At 67.8% G+C, this 17,257-nt stretch carries 9 protein-coding genes; all 9 read right to left on the bottom strand.

The features are described 5' to 3' along the window. Window positions 1–5: 5 nt before the first annotated feature. Entirely contained in the window at window positions 6–938 is a 933-nt protein-coding gene (locus V5B60_RS16095) for a hypothetical protein (RefSeq protein ID WP_332348149.1), read from the bottom strand. Beyond that, window positions 935–9,424, bottom strand: coding sequence for a hypothetical protein (locus tag V5B60_RS16090; protein WP_332348147.1), 8,490 nt, complete (start codon window positions 9,422–9,424; stop codon window positions 935–937). Before V5B60_RS16090 ends, V5B60_RS16095 begins: the two co-directional genes overlap by 4 nt. A gap of 269 nt (window positions 9,425–9,693) precedes the next feature. Beyond that, window positions 9,694–10,404, bottom strand: a complete 711-nt coding sequence (locus V5B60_RS16085) for an RDD family protein (protein WP_332348145.1) — start codon at window positions 10,402–10,404, stop codon at window positions 9,694–9,696. Further along, on the bottom strand, window positions 10,401–11,180 hold the full coding sequence (locus tag V5B60_RS16080) for a BPSS1780 family membrane protein (RefSeq protein WP_332348143.1): 780 nt from the start codon (window positions 11,178–11,180) through the stop codon (window positions 10,401–10,403). The genes V5B60_RS16085 and V5B60_RS16080 overlap by 4 nt, the downstream gene beginning before the upstream one ends. Before the next feature lie 88 nt (window positions 11,181–11,268). Then, window positions 11,269–12,579, bottom strand: a complete 1,311-nt coding sequence (locus V5B60_RS16075) for a DUF58 domain-containing protein (protein WP_332348141.1) — start codon at window positions 12,577–12,579, stop codon at window positions 11,269–11,271. 8 nt (window positions 12,580–12,587) lie between these two features. Beyond that, window positions 12,588–13,577, bottom strand: coding sequence for an AAA family ATPase (locus tag V5B60_RS16070; protein WP_332348139.1), 990 nt, complete (start codon window positions 13,575–13,577; stop codon window positions 12,588–12,590). Between the two features lie 10 nt (window positions 13,578–13,587). Next, window positions 13,588–14,721: a DUF4350 domain-containing protein gene (locus V5B60_RS16065; RefSeq protein ID WP_332348137.1), complete on the bottom strand. Its 1,134-nt coding sequence runs from the start codon at window positions 14,719–14,721 to the stop codon at window positions 13,588–13,590. Next, a complete protein-coding gene (locus tag V5B60_RS16060) occupies window positions 14,718–16,250 on the bottom strand; it encodes a hypothetical protein (protein ID WP_332348135.1) in 1,533 nt (510 codons plus the stop codon). Before V5B60_RS16060 ends, V5B60_RS16065 begins: the two co-directional genes overlap by 4 nt. Then, the gene (locus tag V5B60_RS16055) at window positions 16,240–17,214 is read right to left on the bottom strand and encodes a stage II sporulation protein M (RefSeq protein ID WP_332348133.1); all 975 of its coding nucleotides are present in this window, start codon (window positions 17,212–17,214) and stop codon (window positions 16,240–16,242) included. The genes V5B60_RS16060 and V5B60_RS16055 overlap by 11 nt, the downstream gene beginning before the upstream one ends. Window positions 17,215–17,257 lie beyond the last annotated feature (43 nt).

Here is a 17,257-nt window from a genome sequence, read left to right as displayed (position 1 = left end):
TCCGTTCAGGCCGAGGACCCGGGCATCGAGCTGGTGATTCCAGGTTGCGGTGTTGACCAGAAACTCGCTGCCACCGGCTGGCCGTCGGCACCGTAACGCTGGGCGTAGACGCCGTGGATCGATCCATCCTGACCATCGGAATCCCAAGCGACGACGAAACCGCCGGTGGAGAGCCCGGCCACGCCGAGCAGCGAATTGCCATACTGGCTGGCTGGCGTGTAGCTGTTGACCTGGAACTCGGGTCCGATGGCCGAGCCATTGAAATCGTAGCGCTGGGCGAAGACGCCCCAGCCATCGCTGTCCTGGCCGTTGGACTCCCAGACCACCACGTACTGACCGCTGTTGCCGCCCTGCAGGGCCGCGATAACCGGCTCGACCTGGTCGCTGGCGGTGTAGGTGTTGACACGCTGCTCTGCGCTCAGCAGCGGCACGGCGCCGTCGGTCTGCGCAGCGACGTTGATCGTCATCACGCGCGGTGCGCTCTGGCCGCCGTCGCCGTCGGATACCACCACCGACACCTGCCGGCTGGACGTCGGATTGCTGGAGCTGTTGCGGTAGCTGATGTTCTCGATCACCGCTTCGACCGCCTCGGCGGTCGCGCTGGCGTTGAACTGCAGCACCAGGTCGGCGCCGTTCTGGCCGTTGCTGACGATGCTGCCGATCGCCGTGCCGCCGTAGCTCACCACACCGGTGCCGGAGTTGAAGCCGACCTGGCCGGCGCCGCCGCCCTCGTTGCGGATGGAGAAGTGATCCTGCTGGAAGGCCACGGGGTCAAAGGCTTGCGCGGCGCCGTAGCCGGTGATGACGCTGACCTGCAGGCGACCGCCGTCGAAGTTGGCGGAATCCGCGTCCACGACGCGCACCCCTGGATCGAGGATCTGCGTGCCGGCATTGACGACGTTCTCGTTGAAGCTCACCGAGCTGGCCAGGTCGATCAATTCCGGCGAAGCCTGGCGCGTGATGCTGCCCGGCGTGCCGAACAGGCTCTGGAAGACTCCGTAGCTGCTGTTGCCGTCGCCGCCTCCTGGTTGTGGCTCATCCAGACGGCGACGAAATTGTTGCCGGTGAGGGCAGCGATATCCGGGTAGATCTGAGTGTTGGCGGTGCTGCTGGCCAGCGAGAACGGACCGTCGACCTTGTTGCCGCTGGCATCGAATTCCTGGGCATAGACGCCGTAGCCGCTGTCGCTCGGGCTGGAATAACCGTCCCAGCTGACGACGAAACCACCATTCTGCAGGGCGGTGACGTGCGGCCATTGACCATGATCGGAACTGAAATCGCTGCTGCTGGCGGTGAACTCACCGCCGACCGTCACACCGCCGGCGGTGTACACTTGGCCACGGATGCTGCCGGTCGAGTCGTCGTTCCAGACCACTACGATCCGGCTGCTGCTCAGCACCGCCACGTCCGGATTGGTCTGGCTGCCGGCGGTCGTGGTGTTGACCCGGAACTCGCTGCCCACCCTGGCGCCGGCAAGGTCGAAGCGCTGGGCATAGACGCCCCAGCCGGAGCCGTCCTGATAGATGGATTCCCAAACGGCGATGAAGCCGGTCTCGTTGGCACCGGCCGTGGCCGGGTCGTCCTTCAGCGCCGCCAGGTACGGCACGTACTGCTCGTTGGGCACGTAGCTGTTTATCGGGAATACCGTGCCCTGTGGCGTGCCGTCGGCGGCGTAGCGCTGGGCGAAGATGCCATAGCTGCTGGTATCGCGGTACTGGTCGGTCCAGGCGAGGACGAAGCTGCCGTCGACCAGGCCCAGCGCGGTGGGATGGGTCTGGTCGTAGGCGGTGAGGTCGGAAACCCGGAACTCGCTGCCCGCTGCGCTGCCGTCGGCGCCGTAGCGTTGCGCATAGACGCCGCCGGAGGAGCCGTCCTGACCCTCGCTGCGCCAGACGACGACGAAGCCCCCGTTGGCCAGGCTGGCCACCATCGGCTCGCTCTGCTCGTTGCTGGCGTAGGTGTTGACCTGGAACTCGGTGCCCACCTGCACACCATCGGCGTTGTAGCGCTGGGCGAAGACGCCGTTGCCACTGCCATCCTCACCAAGAGAGCGCCAGACCACCACGTAGCTGCCGGCGTTCGGGCCTTCGAGGCCGACGACCCGCGGGTAGTACTGGTCGCCCGGCTCGTAGGTGTTCACCTGCTCGTCGCCGAACAGCGGCTGGGCGCCGTCGTCCTCGGGGCTGATGTCGATCACCAAGTTCTGCGAGGTAGTCGCAAAGGCTGAATCCTGGAGTTGGACCTGGATCGTGCGGCTGGCCAGAGGGCCGTCGCTGGTCGTCTGGTAGCGCAGGTTTTCGATCACCCGCTCAACGGCTTGGGCGGTGGCAGAGCCATTGAAGTCCACCACCAGGGTGTCGCCGTCGGCGCCGGTGTCAGCAGCGTTGACCGTGCCGATGACCGTGCCCTCGTAGCTGATCTCGCCGGTGCCGGCATTGAAGCCGACCTGGCCTGCGCCCGCTCCCTGATGGCGGATCGAGAGCTGGTCTTCCGGGCGGCCGGAACCCGAGACGTAGGACACCGTCAGCGTCGTGATCAGGTCGGCGCCCTGCGTCACGGCGACGTTTTCGTCCAGGATGGCTCCCAGTTGCGCCGCGGCCTCGGGCAGGGTGATGCTGTCGTGCAGGTCCGCCAGGCCAAGGGCCAACGGCGGGGACGAAGCCTCGATGCTGATCGTCGTGCTGGCGGGCGCGGAGGCGCCGCCGTCGCCGTCGAACAGGCGGAAGGCCACGCTACGGCTCCCGGTGGGGGCGGTGGTGTCGTTGTACTGGTAGCTGATGTTCTCCACCAGATGGCGCACCGCTTCGGGAGTGGCGCTGGCGTTGAAGCTGATCACCAGCGGCGCGCCGGCACTGCCGCCGGCGACAGTGCCGATCGCCGTGCCACCGTAGCTGATGTCGCTGCCGGATACGCCGATCTGGCCGACGCCGTCACCTTCGTGGTTGACGGCCAGCACGTCCAGGGCCAACTGGCCGGAGGTGAAATAGACCCACAGGCTGCCCGTGTCGAAGTTGGCGGAGTCGCTGTCGCTCACCCAGACGTCGGCATCGATGATCTGCGGCGTGACGGCCTCGGCGGCGCCCAGGCTGCGGGTGGCAACGACATCGTCCAGCACGGGGTTGGCCTGCCGTGGCAGCTCGGATGGATCGCCGAAGAGCTGCTGGTAGATGCCGTTGCCGCTGCCGTCCTGATCGCCGGAAGTCCAGACGCTGACGTAGTTGCCGTTGCCCAGGTCGGCCAGCGCCGGCTGCGACTGAGCGGACCAGTAGTAATGGCCGCTGGCCGGATTGTTGATCTGCCGGTCGCCTTCGATGGGATTGCCGGCAGCGTCGTACTCGCGCACGTAAACATCGAAATAAGTGCCTTCCGGGCCCCAGTTGTCGTTGTAGAAGCTGACCACGAAGCCACCGGTGGACAGGCCGATGACGTCAGGCTGGTACTGGCCACCAGCCGTGTTTTCGTTGACGCGGAACGGGCTGCCCACGGCGGCACCGCTGGCGTCGTAGCGCTGGCCCATCACCGCCGCACTGCTGCCGTCCTGGTTGTCGTCGCGCCAGACGATGACATAGCCACCGTCGTTCAGGGCCGCCACCTTGGGTTCGTACTGGGCGCCACTGGTGTTGCCCGCATTCACCAGGAAACTGTCGCCGAAGCTCTCGGTGGCCGCGTCGAAGCGGCGGGCGAATACGCCATAGCTGCTGCCGTCATTGCCGTTGTCGTCGCGCCAGACCACGAGCAGGTCGCCGTCCGAAAGAGCGGCGATGTCAGGTACGACCTGGTAACCGGGCTGCGGCGTACCACTGCCCGGGCTCGTGCTGACCAGCAGTTCGCCACCCACCTTGTTGCCGGCGTTGTCCCAGCGCTGCAGGGTGATGTCGAGGTAACCGCTGTCCGCCGGACTGTAGGAACTCCAGGCCGTGGCAAAGCCGCCGCCATAGGCGGTCAGTGCGTCGTTGTACTGGGTACTGTCGGTGTAGGTATTGAGGAGGAACTGGCTGCCTTGGGCGACACTGCTCGCGTCGTAGCGCTGCCCAAACACGCCCCAGCCGGATCCGTCATGACCATTGGCGTCCTGCCAGGTGACGACGAAGCCACCGTCGGACAGGCCCGCCACATGCGGCCAGCTCTGCTCACCCGCGCTCAGGCTGTTGACCTGCCATTCCGGTCCCACCGCGACGCCGCTGGCGTTGAAGCGCTGGGCGTAGATGCCCCATGAACTGCCGTCCTGGCCGTTCGAATTCCACACCACCACATAACCACCGTCGGAAAGACGACCAACCTCGGGGCTGCTCTGATCACCCGGTGTGAAGGTGTTGACCCGCTCCTCGCCGTAGGCCTTGGCCGTGCCCGTGCCGTCGAGCTCGGGCGTGACGTTGATCGTCAGAACGTTGGCTTGGCTTGCGCCGCCGTCGCCGTCGGACACGCGCAAGCCGAGGGTGCGGCTGGCATTGGGACTCGAGTCGATGTTGGCGTAGCCCAGGCGCTGGATCACCGCCTCCACCGCGTCGGACGTGGCGGCGTCGTTGCTGAAGTCGATGCGCAGGTTGGCGCCGTTGCTGCCGCCGGAAATCGTGCCGATGGCGGTGCCGCCATAACTCACGGTAGCGCCGGAGACGCCGATCTGGCCGGCGGCGTTACCCTGGTGCACGACGCCGAGCTGGTCTTCGGCGGATTGGCCGGTGAGGTAGTAGAGGTCGAGGCGGCCACCGTTGAAATTGCTCGAGTCTGAATCCGTCAGGCTCACGGCCGCATCGATAATCTGCAGGCCGCTGTTGACGACGTTCTCGGCAAAGGTCACCGTACCGACGAAATCCGCCAGATCGGGGTTGGCCTGCCGTGGCAACTCGGCCGGATCGCCGAAGAGCTGCTGGTAGATGCCGTTGCCGCTGCCGTCCTGATCGCCGGAAGTCCAGACGCTGACGTAGTTGCCATTGCCCAAGTCGGCCAGCGCCGGCTGTGACTGGGTGGACCAGTAATAGCTGCTGGCCGGATCGTTGATCTGGCGATCGCCGTCCACCGGATTGCCGGCAGCGTCGTACTCGCGCACATATACGTCGGAATAGCCTTCCGGGCCGTAGCTGTCGCTGTAAAAACTGACCACGAAACCGCCCGTGGACAGGCCGATGACATCAGGCTGGTACTGGCCACCAGCCGTGTTTTCGTTGACGCGGAACGGGCTGCCTACGGCGGCACCGCTGGCGTCGTAGCGCTGGCCCATCACCGCCGCACTGCTGCCGTCCTGGTTGTCATCGCGCCAGACGATGACATAGCCACCGTCGTTCAGGGCCGCCACCTTGGGTTCGTACTGGGCGCCACTGGTGTTGCCGGTATTCACCAGGAAACTGTCGCCGAAGCTCGCGGTGGCCGCGTCGAAGCGGCGGGCGTAGACGCCATGGCTGCTGCCGTCATTGCCGTTGTCGTCGCGCCAGACCACGAGCAGGTCGCCGTCCGAAAGAGCGGCGATGTCAGGCACGGACTGGTAACCGGGCTGGGACGTACCACTGCCCGGGCTCGTGCTGACCAGCAGCTCGCCACCGACCTTGTTGCCGGCGTTGTCCCAGCGCTGAAGAGTGATGTCGTGGTAACCGCTGTCAGCAGGACTGTAGGAACTCCAGGCCGTGGCAAAGCCGCCGCCATAGGCGGTCAGTGCGTCGTGGTACTGCGTACTGTCAGCATAGGTATTGACCAGGAACTGGCTGCCCTGGGCGACGCTGCTCGCGTCGTAGCGCTGTCCGAACACGCCCCAGCCGGAGCCATCATGACCATTGGCGTCCTGCCAGGTGACGACGAAGCCCCCGTCGGACAGGCCCGCCACATGCGGCCAGCTCTGCTCGCCGCCGCTCAGGCTGTTGACCTGCCATTCCGGTCCCACCGCGACGCCGCTGGCGTTGAAGCGCTGGGCGTAGATGCCCCATGAACTGCCGTCCTGGCCGTTCGAATTCCACACCACCACATAACCACCGTCGGAAAGACGACCAACCTCGGGGCTGCTCTGATCACCCGGTGTGTAGGTGTTGACCCGCTCCTCGCCGTAGGCCTTGGCCGTGCCATCGAGCTGCGGCGTGACGTTGATGGTCAGCACGTTGGGCGCGCTGCTGCCGCCGTCGCCGTCGGACACGCGCAGACCCAGCGTGCGGCTGGCGTTGGGGCTGGAATCGGGGTTGGCATAGCCCAGGCGCTGGATCAGCGCCTCCACCGCGTCGGACGTGGCGGCGTCGCTGCTGAAGTCGATGCGCAGGTTGGCGCCGTTGCTGCCGCCGGAAATCGTGCCGATGGCGGTGCCGCCATAACTCACGGTAGCGCCGGAGACGCCGATCTGGCCGGCGGCGTTACCCTGGTGCACGACGCCGAGCTGGTCTTCGGCGGCCTGGCCAGTGAGGTAGTACAGGTCGAGGCGGCCACCGTTGAAGTTGGCCGAATCGCTGTCGATCAGATTCGCCGCCGAGTCGATGACCTGCAGGCCGGCGTTGACGGCGTTCTCGCTGAAGCTGACGGTGCCGGTGAAGTCGGCCAGTTCCGGGTTGGCGGAACGTGGGAGTTCGGTGGTGTCGCCAAACAGTTGCTGGTAGATGCCGCTGTTGCTGCCATCCTGATAGTCGGAACGCCAGACGACGACGTAGTTGCCTTGACGGAGTTCGGCCATGACCGGCTGGTGCTGGTTGTTGCTGGTGTAGCTGTTGACCAGGCGGTCGCCATCGACTGGGTTGCCGGCGGCGTCATACTCACGGATGTAGACGTTGGCGCTGGTGCCGTCCGGGCCGTAGTAGTCATTGAAGAAGCTGACCACGAAGCCGCCGGTAGACAGGCCGATGACGTCGGGCTCGTACTGGCTGCCGGTGGTGTACTCGTTGACGCGAACGGCCGTGCCGACTTTCGCGTCACTGGCGGCGTAGCGCTGCACCATGACCGCCGAGCCGCTGCCGTCCTGGTTGTTCTCACGCCAGACGACCACATAGCCGCCGTCGCTGAGAGCGGCCACCTTGGTCTCGTACTGGGCATCGTCGGTGCGCGTGTTCACCAGGAAGCTGTCGCCGAAGGTACCGGTGCCGACGTCGAAGCGGCGCGCATAGACGCCATGGCTGCTGCCGTCGTTGCCAGCGTCGTCGCGCCAGACGATCAGCAGGTCGCCGTCGTTGAGGGTGGCGATGTCGGGCACGAACTGATGCCCGCCCTGCGCCTGCGTCGCGTTACCGGGGGTCGTGCTCACCAGAAGCTGGCTGCCATCCAACGCCGTGCCATCGTTGTTGAAGCGGCGCAGATAGATATCGTGATAGCCGCCATCGGCCGGATTGTAGGAACTCCAGACCGTGGCGAAGCCGCCGGCATAGGCGCTGACTGCATCGTGGTACTGGTCGTTGCTGGTGTAACTCGACAGAGCGAACTGAGCGCCTTGCGCGACGGCATTCACGTCAAAACGCTGGCCGAACACACCCCAGCCCGATCCGTCATAGCCGGCGTTGTCCTGCCAGGTGATGACGAAGCCGCCATCGGACAAGCCGGCCACATGAGCATATTCCTGGCTCGAACCCGTCAGCGTCGGGACGCGGAATTCCGGCCCTACGGCGACGCCGCTGGCGTTGTAGCGCTGCGCATAGACGCCGTCGGCATCGCTTACGCTGTCCTGGCTGCGCGAGGTCCACACCACCACGTAGCCGCCATCAGCCAAGCGGGCGACTTCCGGGTTGTGCTGGTAGTCGTAGCTGTAGGTGTTGACCTGCTGCTCGCCGTAGGCGGCCGGGGTGCCATCCAACTCGCTGGTAACGTTGATGCTGACGATGCCGCCGAAGGTGGAACCGCCGTCGCCGTCGGAAACGCGGATACCCACTTCGCGGGAAGCGGCTGGGTTGCCGCTGCTGTTGCCATAGCCGAGGCGCTGGATCAACTGCTCGACCGCGTCGATGCTGGCGTTGGCGTTGAGGTCGATGATCAGGCTCGCACCGTTGGCGCCACCGCTGATCGTCCCGATCGCCGTGCCGCCATAGCTGACGGTCGTTCCGGAGACGCCGATGCGCCCGGGAGTGTTGCCTTGGTGCACCACGCCGAGTTGGTCTTCCGCGGCCCCACCGCCTTTGACGTAATACAGCTCGATCCGGCCGCCGTCGAAGTTCGCCGAGTCGGCGTCGCTGACGCTCACCGCGGCATCCAGCACCCGCAGACCGGCGTTGACCAGGTTCTCGCCGAAGGTGACGCTGCCACCGAAATCCGCCAGTTCGGGATTGGCCTGGCGGCTGAAGTCCGCCGGGTCACCGAAGATCTGCTGATAGACGCCGTAGCTGCTGCCATCCTGATTGTCCGACGACCACAGCACGACGTAATTGCCCTGCCCCAGATCGGCCACCACCGGTTGCAGCTGGCCATAAGAGCTGCTGTCGTAGGTGTTCACCTTCTGCTCGCCGGTGATCGGAGCGCCGGCGGCGTCGTATTCGCGGGTATAAATCTCGTAGTACTTGCCTTCCGCGGGCACGTAGTAGCTGTACCAGGTCACGACGAAGCCGCCGGTGGACAGGCCGGTCACATCAGGTTGCCCCTGGGTGTACTCGGTGGCCACGTTGACACGGAACTCGCCACCGGCCTTGCTGCCCGAGGCGTCGTAACGCTGGCCGTATACGCCGTCGTCCCAGCCGTCCTGGCCTCTCGACTGCCAGACGACGACGAAACCGCCATCGGAGAGGGTCGCCACCCGCGGCGCGAACTGGTAGTCGGAGACATGGCTGTTGACGTGAAACTCGCCGCCCAGTTTGTTGCCATTGCTGGCATAGCGCTGTCCGTAAACACCGGAATAACCATCGCCTTCCTGGCCCTCGGAGCGCCAGACCACGACGTAGCTGCCGTTGCTGTAGGCCGCAACGTCGGACTCCCACTGGTGGCTGGTGGTGTAGGTATTGACCTGGAACTCGCTCTGCCCGCCGGTCTGCACGACGTTGCCGGCGTTGTCGAAACGCGTGCCGAAGACACCATAGCTGCTGGTATCCACATTACCCGCGGCGTTGGCCCAGGTGACCACGAAACCGCCCGTGTAGGCTGCCACGCTGGGCTCGTACTGCGTGCTGTAGGTCGTCGTGTTGATGCGGAACTCGGCCCCCTGCGGCACGCCGGCAGCATCGTAGCGCTGGGCAAAGACGCCCCAGCCACTGCCGTCTGTGCCACCGTCGTCGGCCCAGACGATGACGAAGCCGCCATCGGAGAGCGCGGCGATCCTCGGATCGGTCTGATTGCTGCCCGTGGTCGTATTGACCCGGAACTCGGGGCCGATCGCAACCCCGTTGACGTCCATGCGCTGGGCAAAGATGCCTTCGACGCTGCCATCCTGGCCATTCGAGACCCAGGTGGTGACGTAGCCGCCACCGGTGAGCGCCGCCACGGCCGGAGCCGACTGGCTGTTCGAGACATAGGAATTCACCCGCTCTTCACCGAAGACTTTCATCACCAATCCCCTTTACCAGGCCAACCAATGGAGTGCTCGGGCGTTCGTTCGTGCTGCCCCACGAACCCTCTGCTCGAATGCGAGGTCGGTTGCAAGATTTGTGCCGCAATTTTTTCGCTCATTAGATCAATTCATTGCGATGGCACCCATAACCGAATACGAACCAACTGTAAAAAAAGCCGACACCGTGATGCGGTGACCGTGCGGGGCGTTCGCCGCGCCGCTGCGCGCAGAACCCGCAGACACGGCCAACCAGACGGAGGGGAAATTCAGCCCTCCCGGCTGCCGAGCAGGAAGTTGCCGATGCGCCGCAGGCGCAGCGCCCCGGCCTCGCCATCGACACCGGCGACCAGCGGAGCGGCGGCGGCAGCCAGTTCGGCGGCCCGCTCCGGCGTCAGCCGGGGCGCCCGCTGGCTGAACTCGATCAGCACGAGTTGTTCTTCGCGGCTCAGTGCGCACGGCGGCGGCTCGCTGCCGACCTCGATGCTGCCGCTCACCACCGGCCGCCGGCCACTCTCGACATGGACCACCAGCGTCCCGGCGGCGAGATCGCCGAGCCGCTTGCCGTCGGCGTTGAGGAGGCTGCTGACGAAACCCGTGGCGTAGAGCAGCGGCAGGAAGTCGATCGCGCGCAGGGTGTTGCGGATGAACGCCGCATTGCCGCCGAGCGGCCGCCCGTCGTCGTGCACCACCGCCAGCCCACACGCCTTCTTGCCGGGTGTCTGCCCATGAAACCAGACCTCGAAGGCGGTCGGATAGAGCCACTCGAGCAGGAACGCGGCGAGCAGGAGCAGACCGGCACCGAAATCGCCCAGCCGCGAGGCGACGAGCACCAGCAGCAGCCAGACCGCCAAGCGGATCAGGAAATCGATCAGCCAGGCGCGCGCGCGCACCACCGGACCGGCCAGCCGCAGGTCGATGACGCAACCCTCGGGAGTCGCCAGCCGGCGAACGGTATCCAGACGCGCGCTGCTCGTCACTCGCTGAAGAAGATGTCGCGATAGGCGGCGTAGAGCGAGGCGTAGATCACCGGCAGCAGCAGCAGCCAGCCGAGCAGCAGGGGCAGGCTGGCGCATACCGCAAGGAGGAGGACGAGGACGCCATAGACCATGAACGGCGGCAGGTTGCGCAAGGCGACGCGCAGGCTGGTCCAGATCGCCTGGCTGGCCGAGAAGTCGTGCAGCACGACCAGCGGCGGCGCCAGCCAGACGGCCATGGCGAGCGGCGTGAACACCAGGATCATCACCCCGAGCGACAGCAGGAAGGTCCACAGCGCCGCCTCGCCGCCCGCACCGTCCGCCGTTCCGACCGCCACCGCACCGGTCAGCGCGGCAACGACGCCAATGATGATGGCCATCAGCAACAGGCCGACGAGATAGAGCAGGCCCACCATCAGCAGCGTGCCCGGGCGCCGCGAGAAGCCGGCGAACAGGTGCGAGAAGCGGATGCCCTCGCCGTCCTCGATGGCGCGGCAGCCGATGCTGAGCCCGCCGATGAACACCGGCGCCAGCAGGTTGACGGCGACGTTCAGGACGGGGATGCTGCCGAGGACGAGCAACACGGCGAGACAGGCGACCGCGATGCCGATCCAGGTGCCCGGCGCCGTGCGGAAGAGCGCCCAGCCCCGCTGCAGCCAGCGGTAGCCATGGCTGAGCGGCAGCAGACGGCCGCCACCCTGGAAATCGCCGACGACCTGCTCGCCATGGTCCTGCAGGCGCGCCACCGGCGCCTGAAACGGATTGTCCTGGATACTCATCGCGCCCCCCGCGCCGCGGCCCTCACCCTGGCCGCCATGATCGTCTTCCTCACCGCGGCGCTGTCGCGCCGCCGCCCGCAGGCGCGTACTATAGCGTGCCGGCGCGCTTTCTGGCTCGGTAATGATTGATCAGCGCCACCGGCAATTCGCTCGCGCTGACATCCAGGATCTCGACGCCGCCGTGGCGCAGCAGGGCCAGTTGTCGTCGCCGCGCCTGCAGGTACTCGAGACCGGCGGCGCGCAGCAGCGCCGCGGAGAAGTCCTCGACCGGCGCCTCGAGCACCTCATCGAGGATCGGTTCGCGCAGACTGGCGACGCTGACCGCATGCCGGCGACGCAAATGCCGTACCGCCGGCAGCAGCGTATCGTCGTCCTCGTCGCGCAGGTTGGTGACCAGGATGACCAGCGCCCGCTTGCGCAGATGGCGGCTCAGCGTCTCGCCGGCGGCGAGATAGTCCGGGACCTGCAGCGATGGCTCGAGATCGTAGACCGCGTTCATCAGCGTATTGACCGTCGCCACCGTCTTGCCCGGCAGCAGAACCCGAGGCCGCGCATGGCCGAAGGTGGCGAGGCCGACCGTGTCGCCCTGGCGCAGGGCCACCCAGGCGAGCAGGAGAAGAGCGTTGAGGGTATGGTCGAAGTGCGACAGGTCGCCGTCGCGGGCGCGCATGCGGGCGCTGCAGTCGAGCAGGAAGACGATCTGCTGGTCGCGCTCATCGGCGTACTCGCGCGAGATCAGGCGGCTGACGCGGGAACTCGCCTTCCAGTCGATCGCCCGCGGCGAATCGTCCTGGCGGTAGTCGCGCAGTTGCTGGAATTCCATTCCCTGACCGCGCCGCCGCCGCTGCAGGATGCCGATCTGTGACAGCCGGTTGTCGGTGGCGAGCAGCGTGTAGTGGGCGATGCGCGCGAAATTCGGGTACACCCGAACCTCGTCGCGGGCCGCCAGCCGCTCCTGCATCTGCCACAGGCGCAGCGGCGACGAGCGGCGCAGCGTGATGCCGTCGAAGCACTGCCGGCCGCGCTCGCTGACCGCCACGCGGTAGCTGAGGCGCAGCCAGCGCCCCCGCGCCAGGGCGAAGCGCAGCGGCAGGCCGTCGCTGGCGAAGGCCGCCGGGTGGCCGTCGCTCAGCCAGCCGCGGGCGGCGGCGGCGTCACAGCGCAAACGCAGCCCGACGGTCTGCCAGGTACCTACCGGCATCGCGTGCGCCAGTTGCCGCTGCACGCTGACCTCGCCAAGCCGGCTGCGGGCAGCCAGTCCATCGGCCACCGCCAGCGCAGCCAGGGCGACGCCGGCGGTCTGCCAGAGCGGCAGCCAGGCCGGCACGACCGCAGCGGCCACTGCCAGCAGCAGCCAGCAGCCGGCGGCCAGCAGGAGCGCACGATCGGGCAGGAGCATCGACAGTCCTAGAGGCGTGGCGCCGACACGCGCTCGAGCAGCGCGCGCAGGAGATCGTCTGCGCTCAGCCCCTCGATCTCGGCCTCGGCGGTCGGCGTCACGCGATGGCGCAGGGCCGGCAGGGCGACGGCCTTGATGTCGTCCGGGGTGGCAAAGCCACGACCGCCGATCAGTGCCCGTGCCCGCGCCGCGCGGACCAGCGCGATCGGCCCGCGCGGCCCGGCGCCGCTGGCCAGGCCGGGCGTATCGCGACTGCCGCGAACGATCGCCACGGCATAGGCGAGGACGCGCTCGTCGAGCGTCACCTGCGCGGCCCACTGCTGCAGTTCGACGACGGCGGCCGGCTGCAGCAGTGTCGCCACCGCCTCGACGTCGAGATCGGCGCCGGTCTTGGCGCTCGTCACCTGCCGTGTCAGGGCGATCTCCTCCTGCTCGCTCGGGTAGTCGATGCGGATCTTGAGCAGGAAGCGGTCGAGCTGCGCCTCCGGCAAAGGATAGGTCCCCTCCTGCTCGATCGGGTTCTGCGTCGCCAGGACCATGAACGGTTGCGGCAGGCGCGACGTGCTGCCCTCCAGCGTCACCTGCTTCTCCTGCATCGCTTCGAGCAGCGCCGCCTGCGTCTTCGCCGGCGCCCGGTTGATCTCGTCGGCGAGCAGCAGATGCGTGAACACCGGACCCTGCCGGGTGACGAAGCGTGCCGTTGCCGCATCGAACAGCGTGTGCCCGACGACGTCGGAAGGCATCAGGTCGGGAGTGAACTGGATGCGCCGCGTCTCGCCGGCAAAGGTCCTCGCCAGCGCCTTCACCAGCAGGGTCTTGCCGAGACCCGGTACGCCCTCGATGAGGACATGCGCGTCGGCAAGCAGCGCGATCAGCACCTCATCGATGACTGCCCGCTGACCGATCACCGCTTTCGCCATCTCGCCGCGCAAGATGGCGAGCAACTGCGCCGCCTGCTGCCACTGTTCCGTCGAAAGGCTGACCGCTGGACTGTTCATGGTGGCATTCTCAAAGCACCCGTTCAAGCTCGCGCAGCGTGCGCAGGGCGTCGGTGAAGGCGTGCGGAGTGTCGGCAGGGCCCGCCAGAGCGGCGGTGATGCGCGCGACCGGCAGACCGGAAAGATCGGCCAGCTGGCTCGCCTGCGCGGCAGGCGCATGGCCGGCGATTCCCGGCCGGCGCTGGTTGAGGCGGTGGCGGAAATGCTCGCGGGCGGCCGGCAGCAAAACCGCCAGGTGCCCGCAGCGCCACAGGTAACGGCCGACCGCAGCCAAGTGCTCGCGCAGTTCGCGGCGTTCAGGCGCCGGCTCGGGCTGCAGTCCGCCGAAGCGGGGAACGATGCGCCACAGCCAGAGAAACAGCACGAGCAGCGTTGCGAACGCGGCCGCGCGGGCATTCTCGGCGATCCATTCAAACAGCGTCGGCATCTGCAGCCTCGACAGCAGCAAGACCTGCGGCGGCGGCGAGCCCTCGTTGCCACCGATCAGCGTCCAGAAGAACTCGGCGTGGTCCAGCTCGCCGATTCGCCGGTTGCCGAGCTGCTGGTCGAGTTCGCTGGCCACCGTCAGGCGCCCCTCGCCGATGCGGAACTGCAGCATCTGCGCCCCATGCCCGTCCTCGCCGGCCGACCAGGCGGGCTGCCGCCCCGTGGCGCTGAGCTTCTGCCAGCTGGCGGCGACCCGCAGCGGGCGGCTGCCGCCAGGCGGCTGCACGGCGACCGACGCGGGACGCTGCGCCATCTCCGCCACTGCCTTCGGCGCACGGCCGACGCCGACACTGTCGAGCAGCGGATCGGCAAGCTGCGGGTCTTCCGCCACCGCGATCAGGTGACCGCCGGCCGCGACCCAGGCAAGCAGGTGACGCAGGCGCTCCGGAGGCAGCAGATGCGCACGCTGACGGTCGAGAAAAACAGTGGCTCCCGCTGGTGGATCGTCGAGCACGCGGGCGTCGGACTGCCGCCTCAGTTTGCCGCCCATGCCGGCGGTCAGCCGCTCGAGCGCCAGGTACGGATTGCGCCGTGCCTCGGCGTGCGGCGCCTCGCGCACGGCAACCGGAACGCGCTCGAGATGATCGAGAAGCCAGAAGGCAAGCGCGCCCACGGCGAGCAGCACGAGCAGTCCGGCCGCCAGCAATCGCCACCTCATCGCCGCCCACCACTGGCATCGAAATGCCGCTGCCAGGACGCCAGCAGTTGCTCGCCACGTGGCCCAGGCAGCGGCCAGCCGCCATATGCGACGAGGCGCCAGGACTCGACGAGTTCGGCAAAGCTTTGCTCGACGGCCGCCGGCACCTGCCCGGCGACGCGGCGCAGACAGTCTCCCTCGGTGTCGCCGGCAGCGAACTCGATCTGCCGCTGCACGATCAGGCTGCGCAGCGCTCCGCGGTAGAGCAGGCTGAGGGCCTCGACGGTCGCGCCACGCGCCAGCGCCGCCGCCGCTGCCGCCGCGACCTCGACGGGCAGCGACGCGGGCCGCAGGTCGACGCCGGCGACGAACTCGGGCAGGCGCTGCGGCGGCGTCGCCGGCGATCTCGGCCGATAGCGGACGAGCACGAGGACCAGCGCCGCCAGCGCCAGCCCGGCGAACACCCACAGCAGGCCGCGCAGGAACTCGGCCAGGCTCTCGGCGACGATCGCCAGCGTTGCCAGCCAGTCATGCCGCGGCTCGTCAACGGGGCCCTCCTGCCGCCGCCAGTGCCAGCGCCAGTCCTCGCGCAATTGCCCGAAGACCGGTTCGGCGAGGACGGCATCGACCACTTCGCGCGCCGCCGCCGGCGGCCTGACCGGCGCCGCGGCCGCCGCCACGCCCGCATCCCCGGCGCCGACCGTAGCCACCGGCGGTGCAGCGGCCAGCGCCGGCGCTGGCGACAGCCAGACGGTACCGGCGGTCAGCGCGACGAGGACGAGCATCGATGGTGCGCCGACACGCTCGGCCGCGAGGCGCTGCGCCAGGCGTCGCAGACCGAGCTCGATGTCCCACCCCTCGAGTTCGCTGCGCCGGTTGATGTACAGAGAAAAGCCGGAGGCGACATACAGCGGCTCGATGATCGTCTCGGCGAGCATGAAGCCCAGCGTGGCCAGCAGATGACCGAAGCGGGACTCCTCATCGCCGAGCCAGTCCCATGGCGACCAGTGCGGATGCTCGCCCGGCACCAGGGCAAGGAGCACGAAGAGCAGCGACAGCAGCAGGACCGAAGACATGTTGGCGCAGAAAAAGGTCAGCCAGGCGGCATGACCGTGGCAGCGCCGGCCGAGCAGCGCGAAGCGGGCGCGGGCCGCGGCGCCGCGCTGTTCCTCCAGCTGCCAGACCGGCAGCAGCAGCGAGCGCGCCAGGCTGAAGCGGCGCAGGCTCAGTCCGGAGATCAGCCCGGGCGCACGCAACAGGCGCGGCAGCTCGCGCAGCACATCACGGACGGAACACGCCTCGCCGAACAGTGAACGACTGCAGACATGCAGCAGCACGCGGTCGAACAGCGGCTTCAGCCACCACAGCAGCGCGATCACGTATCCCGGCCAAGGCCAGAAGGCGAGCAACAGGAGGCCGGCCAGCCAGTAGGTGGCGAACCAGGCGCCGTAGATGCGCGCGGCCCACTGGCGCAGCATGGCCTGCCCAAGGTCGATGGCCTCCCAGGCGCTGCGCCGCCGCAGGCGGACGGCGATGTCCTCAAGCCGCACGGTGGCGCCCGGCGAGCAGCAGATAGGCCCAGGTCAGCAGCCACAGCGCGCTGCCGACGGCGACCTTGACCGCGAACGGCACGTCGGGGCGGGGCGACCAGAAGGCTTCGACGAAGGCGGCGAGCAAGGTCAGGGCGGCAGCACCGTAGAGCAGCTTCACCGCGACGCGTGCGTGCTGCCGCAAAGCCGCCAGCCGCGCCAGCCTCCCCGGCGCCACCAGCGCCATGCCGAGCTTCAGTCCGGCCGCGCCGGCGAGCACGGCACCGGTCAGTTCGAAAGCACTGTGACCGGCAACGAAACCCCAGAAGGTCGTCACATGACCGATCTGCGTCAGGTGGCCGGCGATGGCGCCGATGTGCAGGCCGTTGTACACCAGGTAGAAGATCGTCCCCAGACCGAAAGCGACGCCACCGGCAAAGATCTGGAAGTCGATGCGCACGTTGTTGGCAATGTAGAAGGCCCACGCCGCCCACTCGCTGCTTGCCGCCCGCGGCCGTCCGAGGTGCCGCGCCGTCGGCGAATACATGTCCTCGATGTCGCCCACCGTCTCCGTTGACAGCAACAGGAAGGCAACGTCGGGCCAGGCCTGGATCAGCAGCAGCAGGCCCAGCAGCGGTAGCAGGAGGAGCACGGCGGCGGCGAGCACGAGCCGCCACTCGCGGCGCACGAGCGCCGGCAGGTCGCCGCCAAAGAAACGTCGCCAGGCCTGTCCCTGCGGCTCGCCGGCGCCGTAGATGCGCTGGTGTGCCGCCAGTACGCGGCGGTGCAGGTCCTCCGCCAGTGCCGCCGAGTAGTTGCGGTCGAGCACCAGCGCGAGGTCGTGGCAGAGCCGCCGGAAGCGCTGCGGCAGCCCGGCGGCGTCGCCCTCCGGCGCCGCCGGGCGCGGCCTCCGTGCCGGCGCCAGCCAGCGATCCCAGGCTTCCCATTCCGCCGCTCGGCGAGCGATGTACTGACGTTCCTTCACGGTCCCTTCCAGACGATGCGGCGGATGATGCGGGATACGCCGG

Source organism: Accumulibacter sp., from assembly GCF_036625195.1.
In the GTDB taxonomy this organism is placed as follows: Bacteria; Pseudomonadota; Gammaproteobacteria; order Burkholderiales; family Rhodocyclaceae; genus Accumulibacter.
The sequence above is the reverse complement of the archived record's forward strand: the minus strand, read 5'-3'. Positions and strand labels throughout refer to the sequence as shown.

Excerpts from the sequence above, each read along its gene's own strand:
- V5B60_RS16090 (WP_332348147.1), bottom strand. The coding sequence starts at position 9,424 with ATGAAAGTCTTCGGTGAAGAGCGGGTGAATTCCTATGTCTCGAACAGC.
- V5B60_RS16080 (WP_332348143.1), bottom strand. The coding sequence starts at position 11,180 with ATGAGTATCCAGGACAATCCGTTTCAGGCGCCGGTGGCGCGCCTGCAG.
- V5B60_RS16075 (WP_332348141.1), bottom strand. The coding sequence starts at position 12,579 with ATGCTCCTGCCCGATCGTGCGCTCCTGCTGGCCGCCGGCTGCTGGCTG.
- V5B60_RS16070 (WP_332348139.1), bottom strand. The coding sequence starts at position 13,577 with ATGAACAGTCCAGCGGTCAGCCTTTCGACGGAACAGTGGCAGCAGGCG.
- V5B60_RS16065 (WP_332348137.1), bottom strand. The coding sequence starts at position 14,721 with ATGAGGTGGCGATTGCTGGCGGCCGGACTGCTCGTGCTGCTCGCCGTG.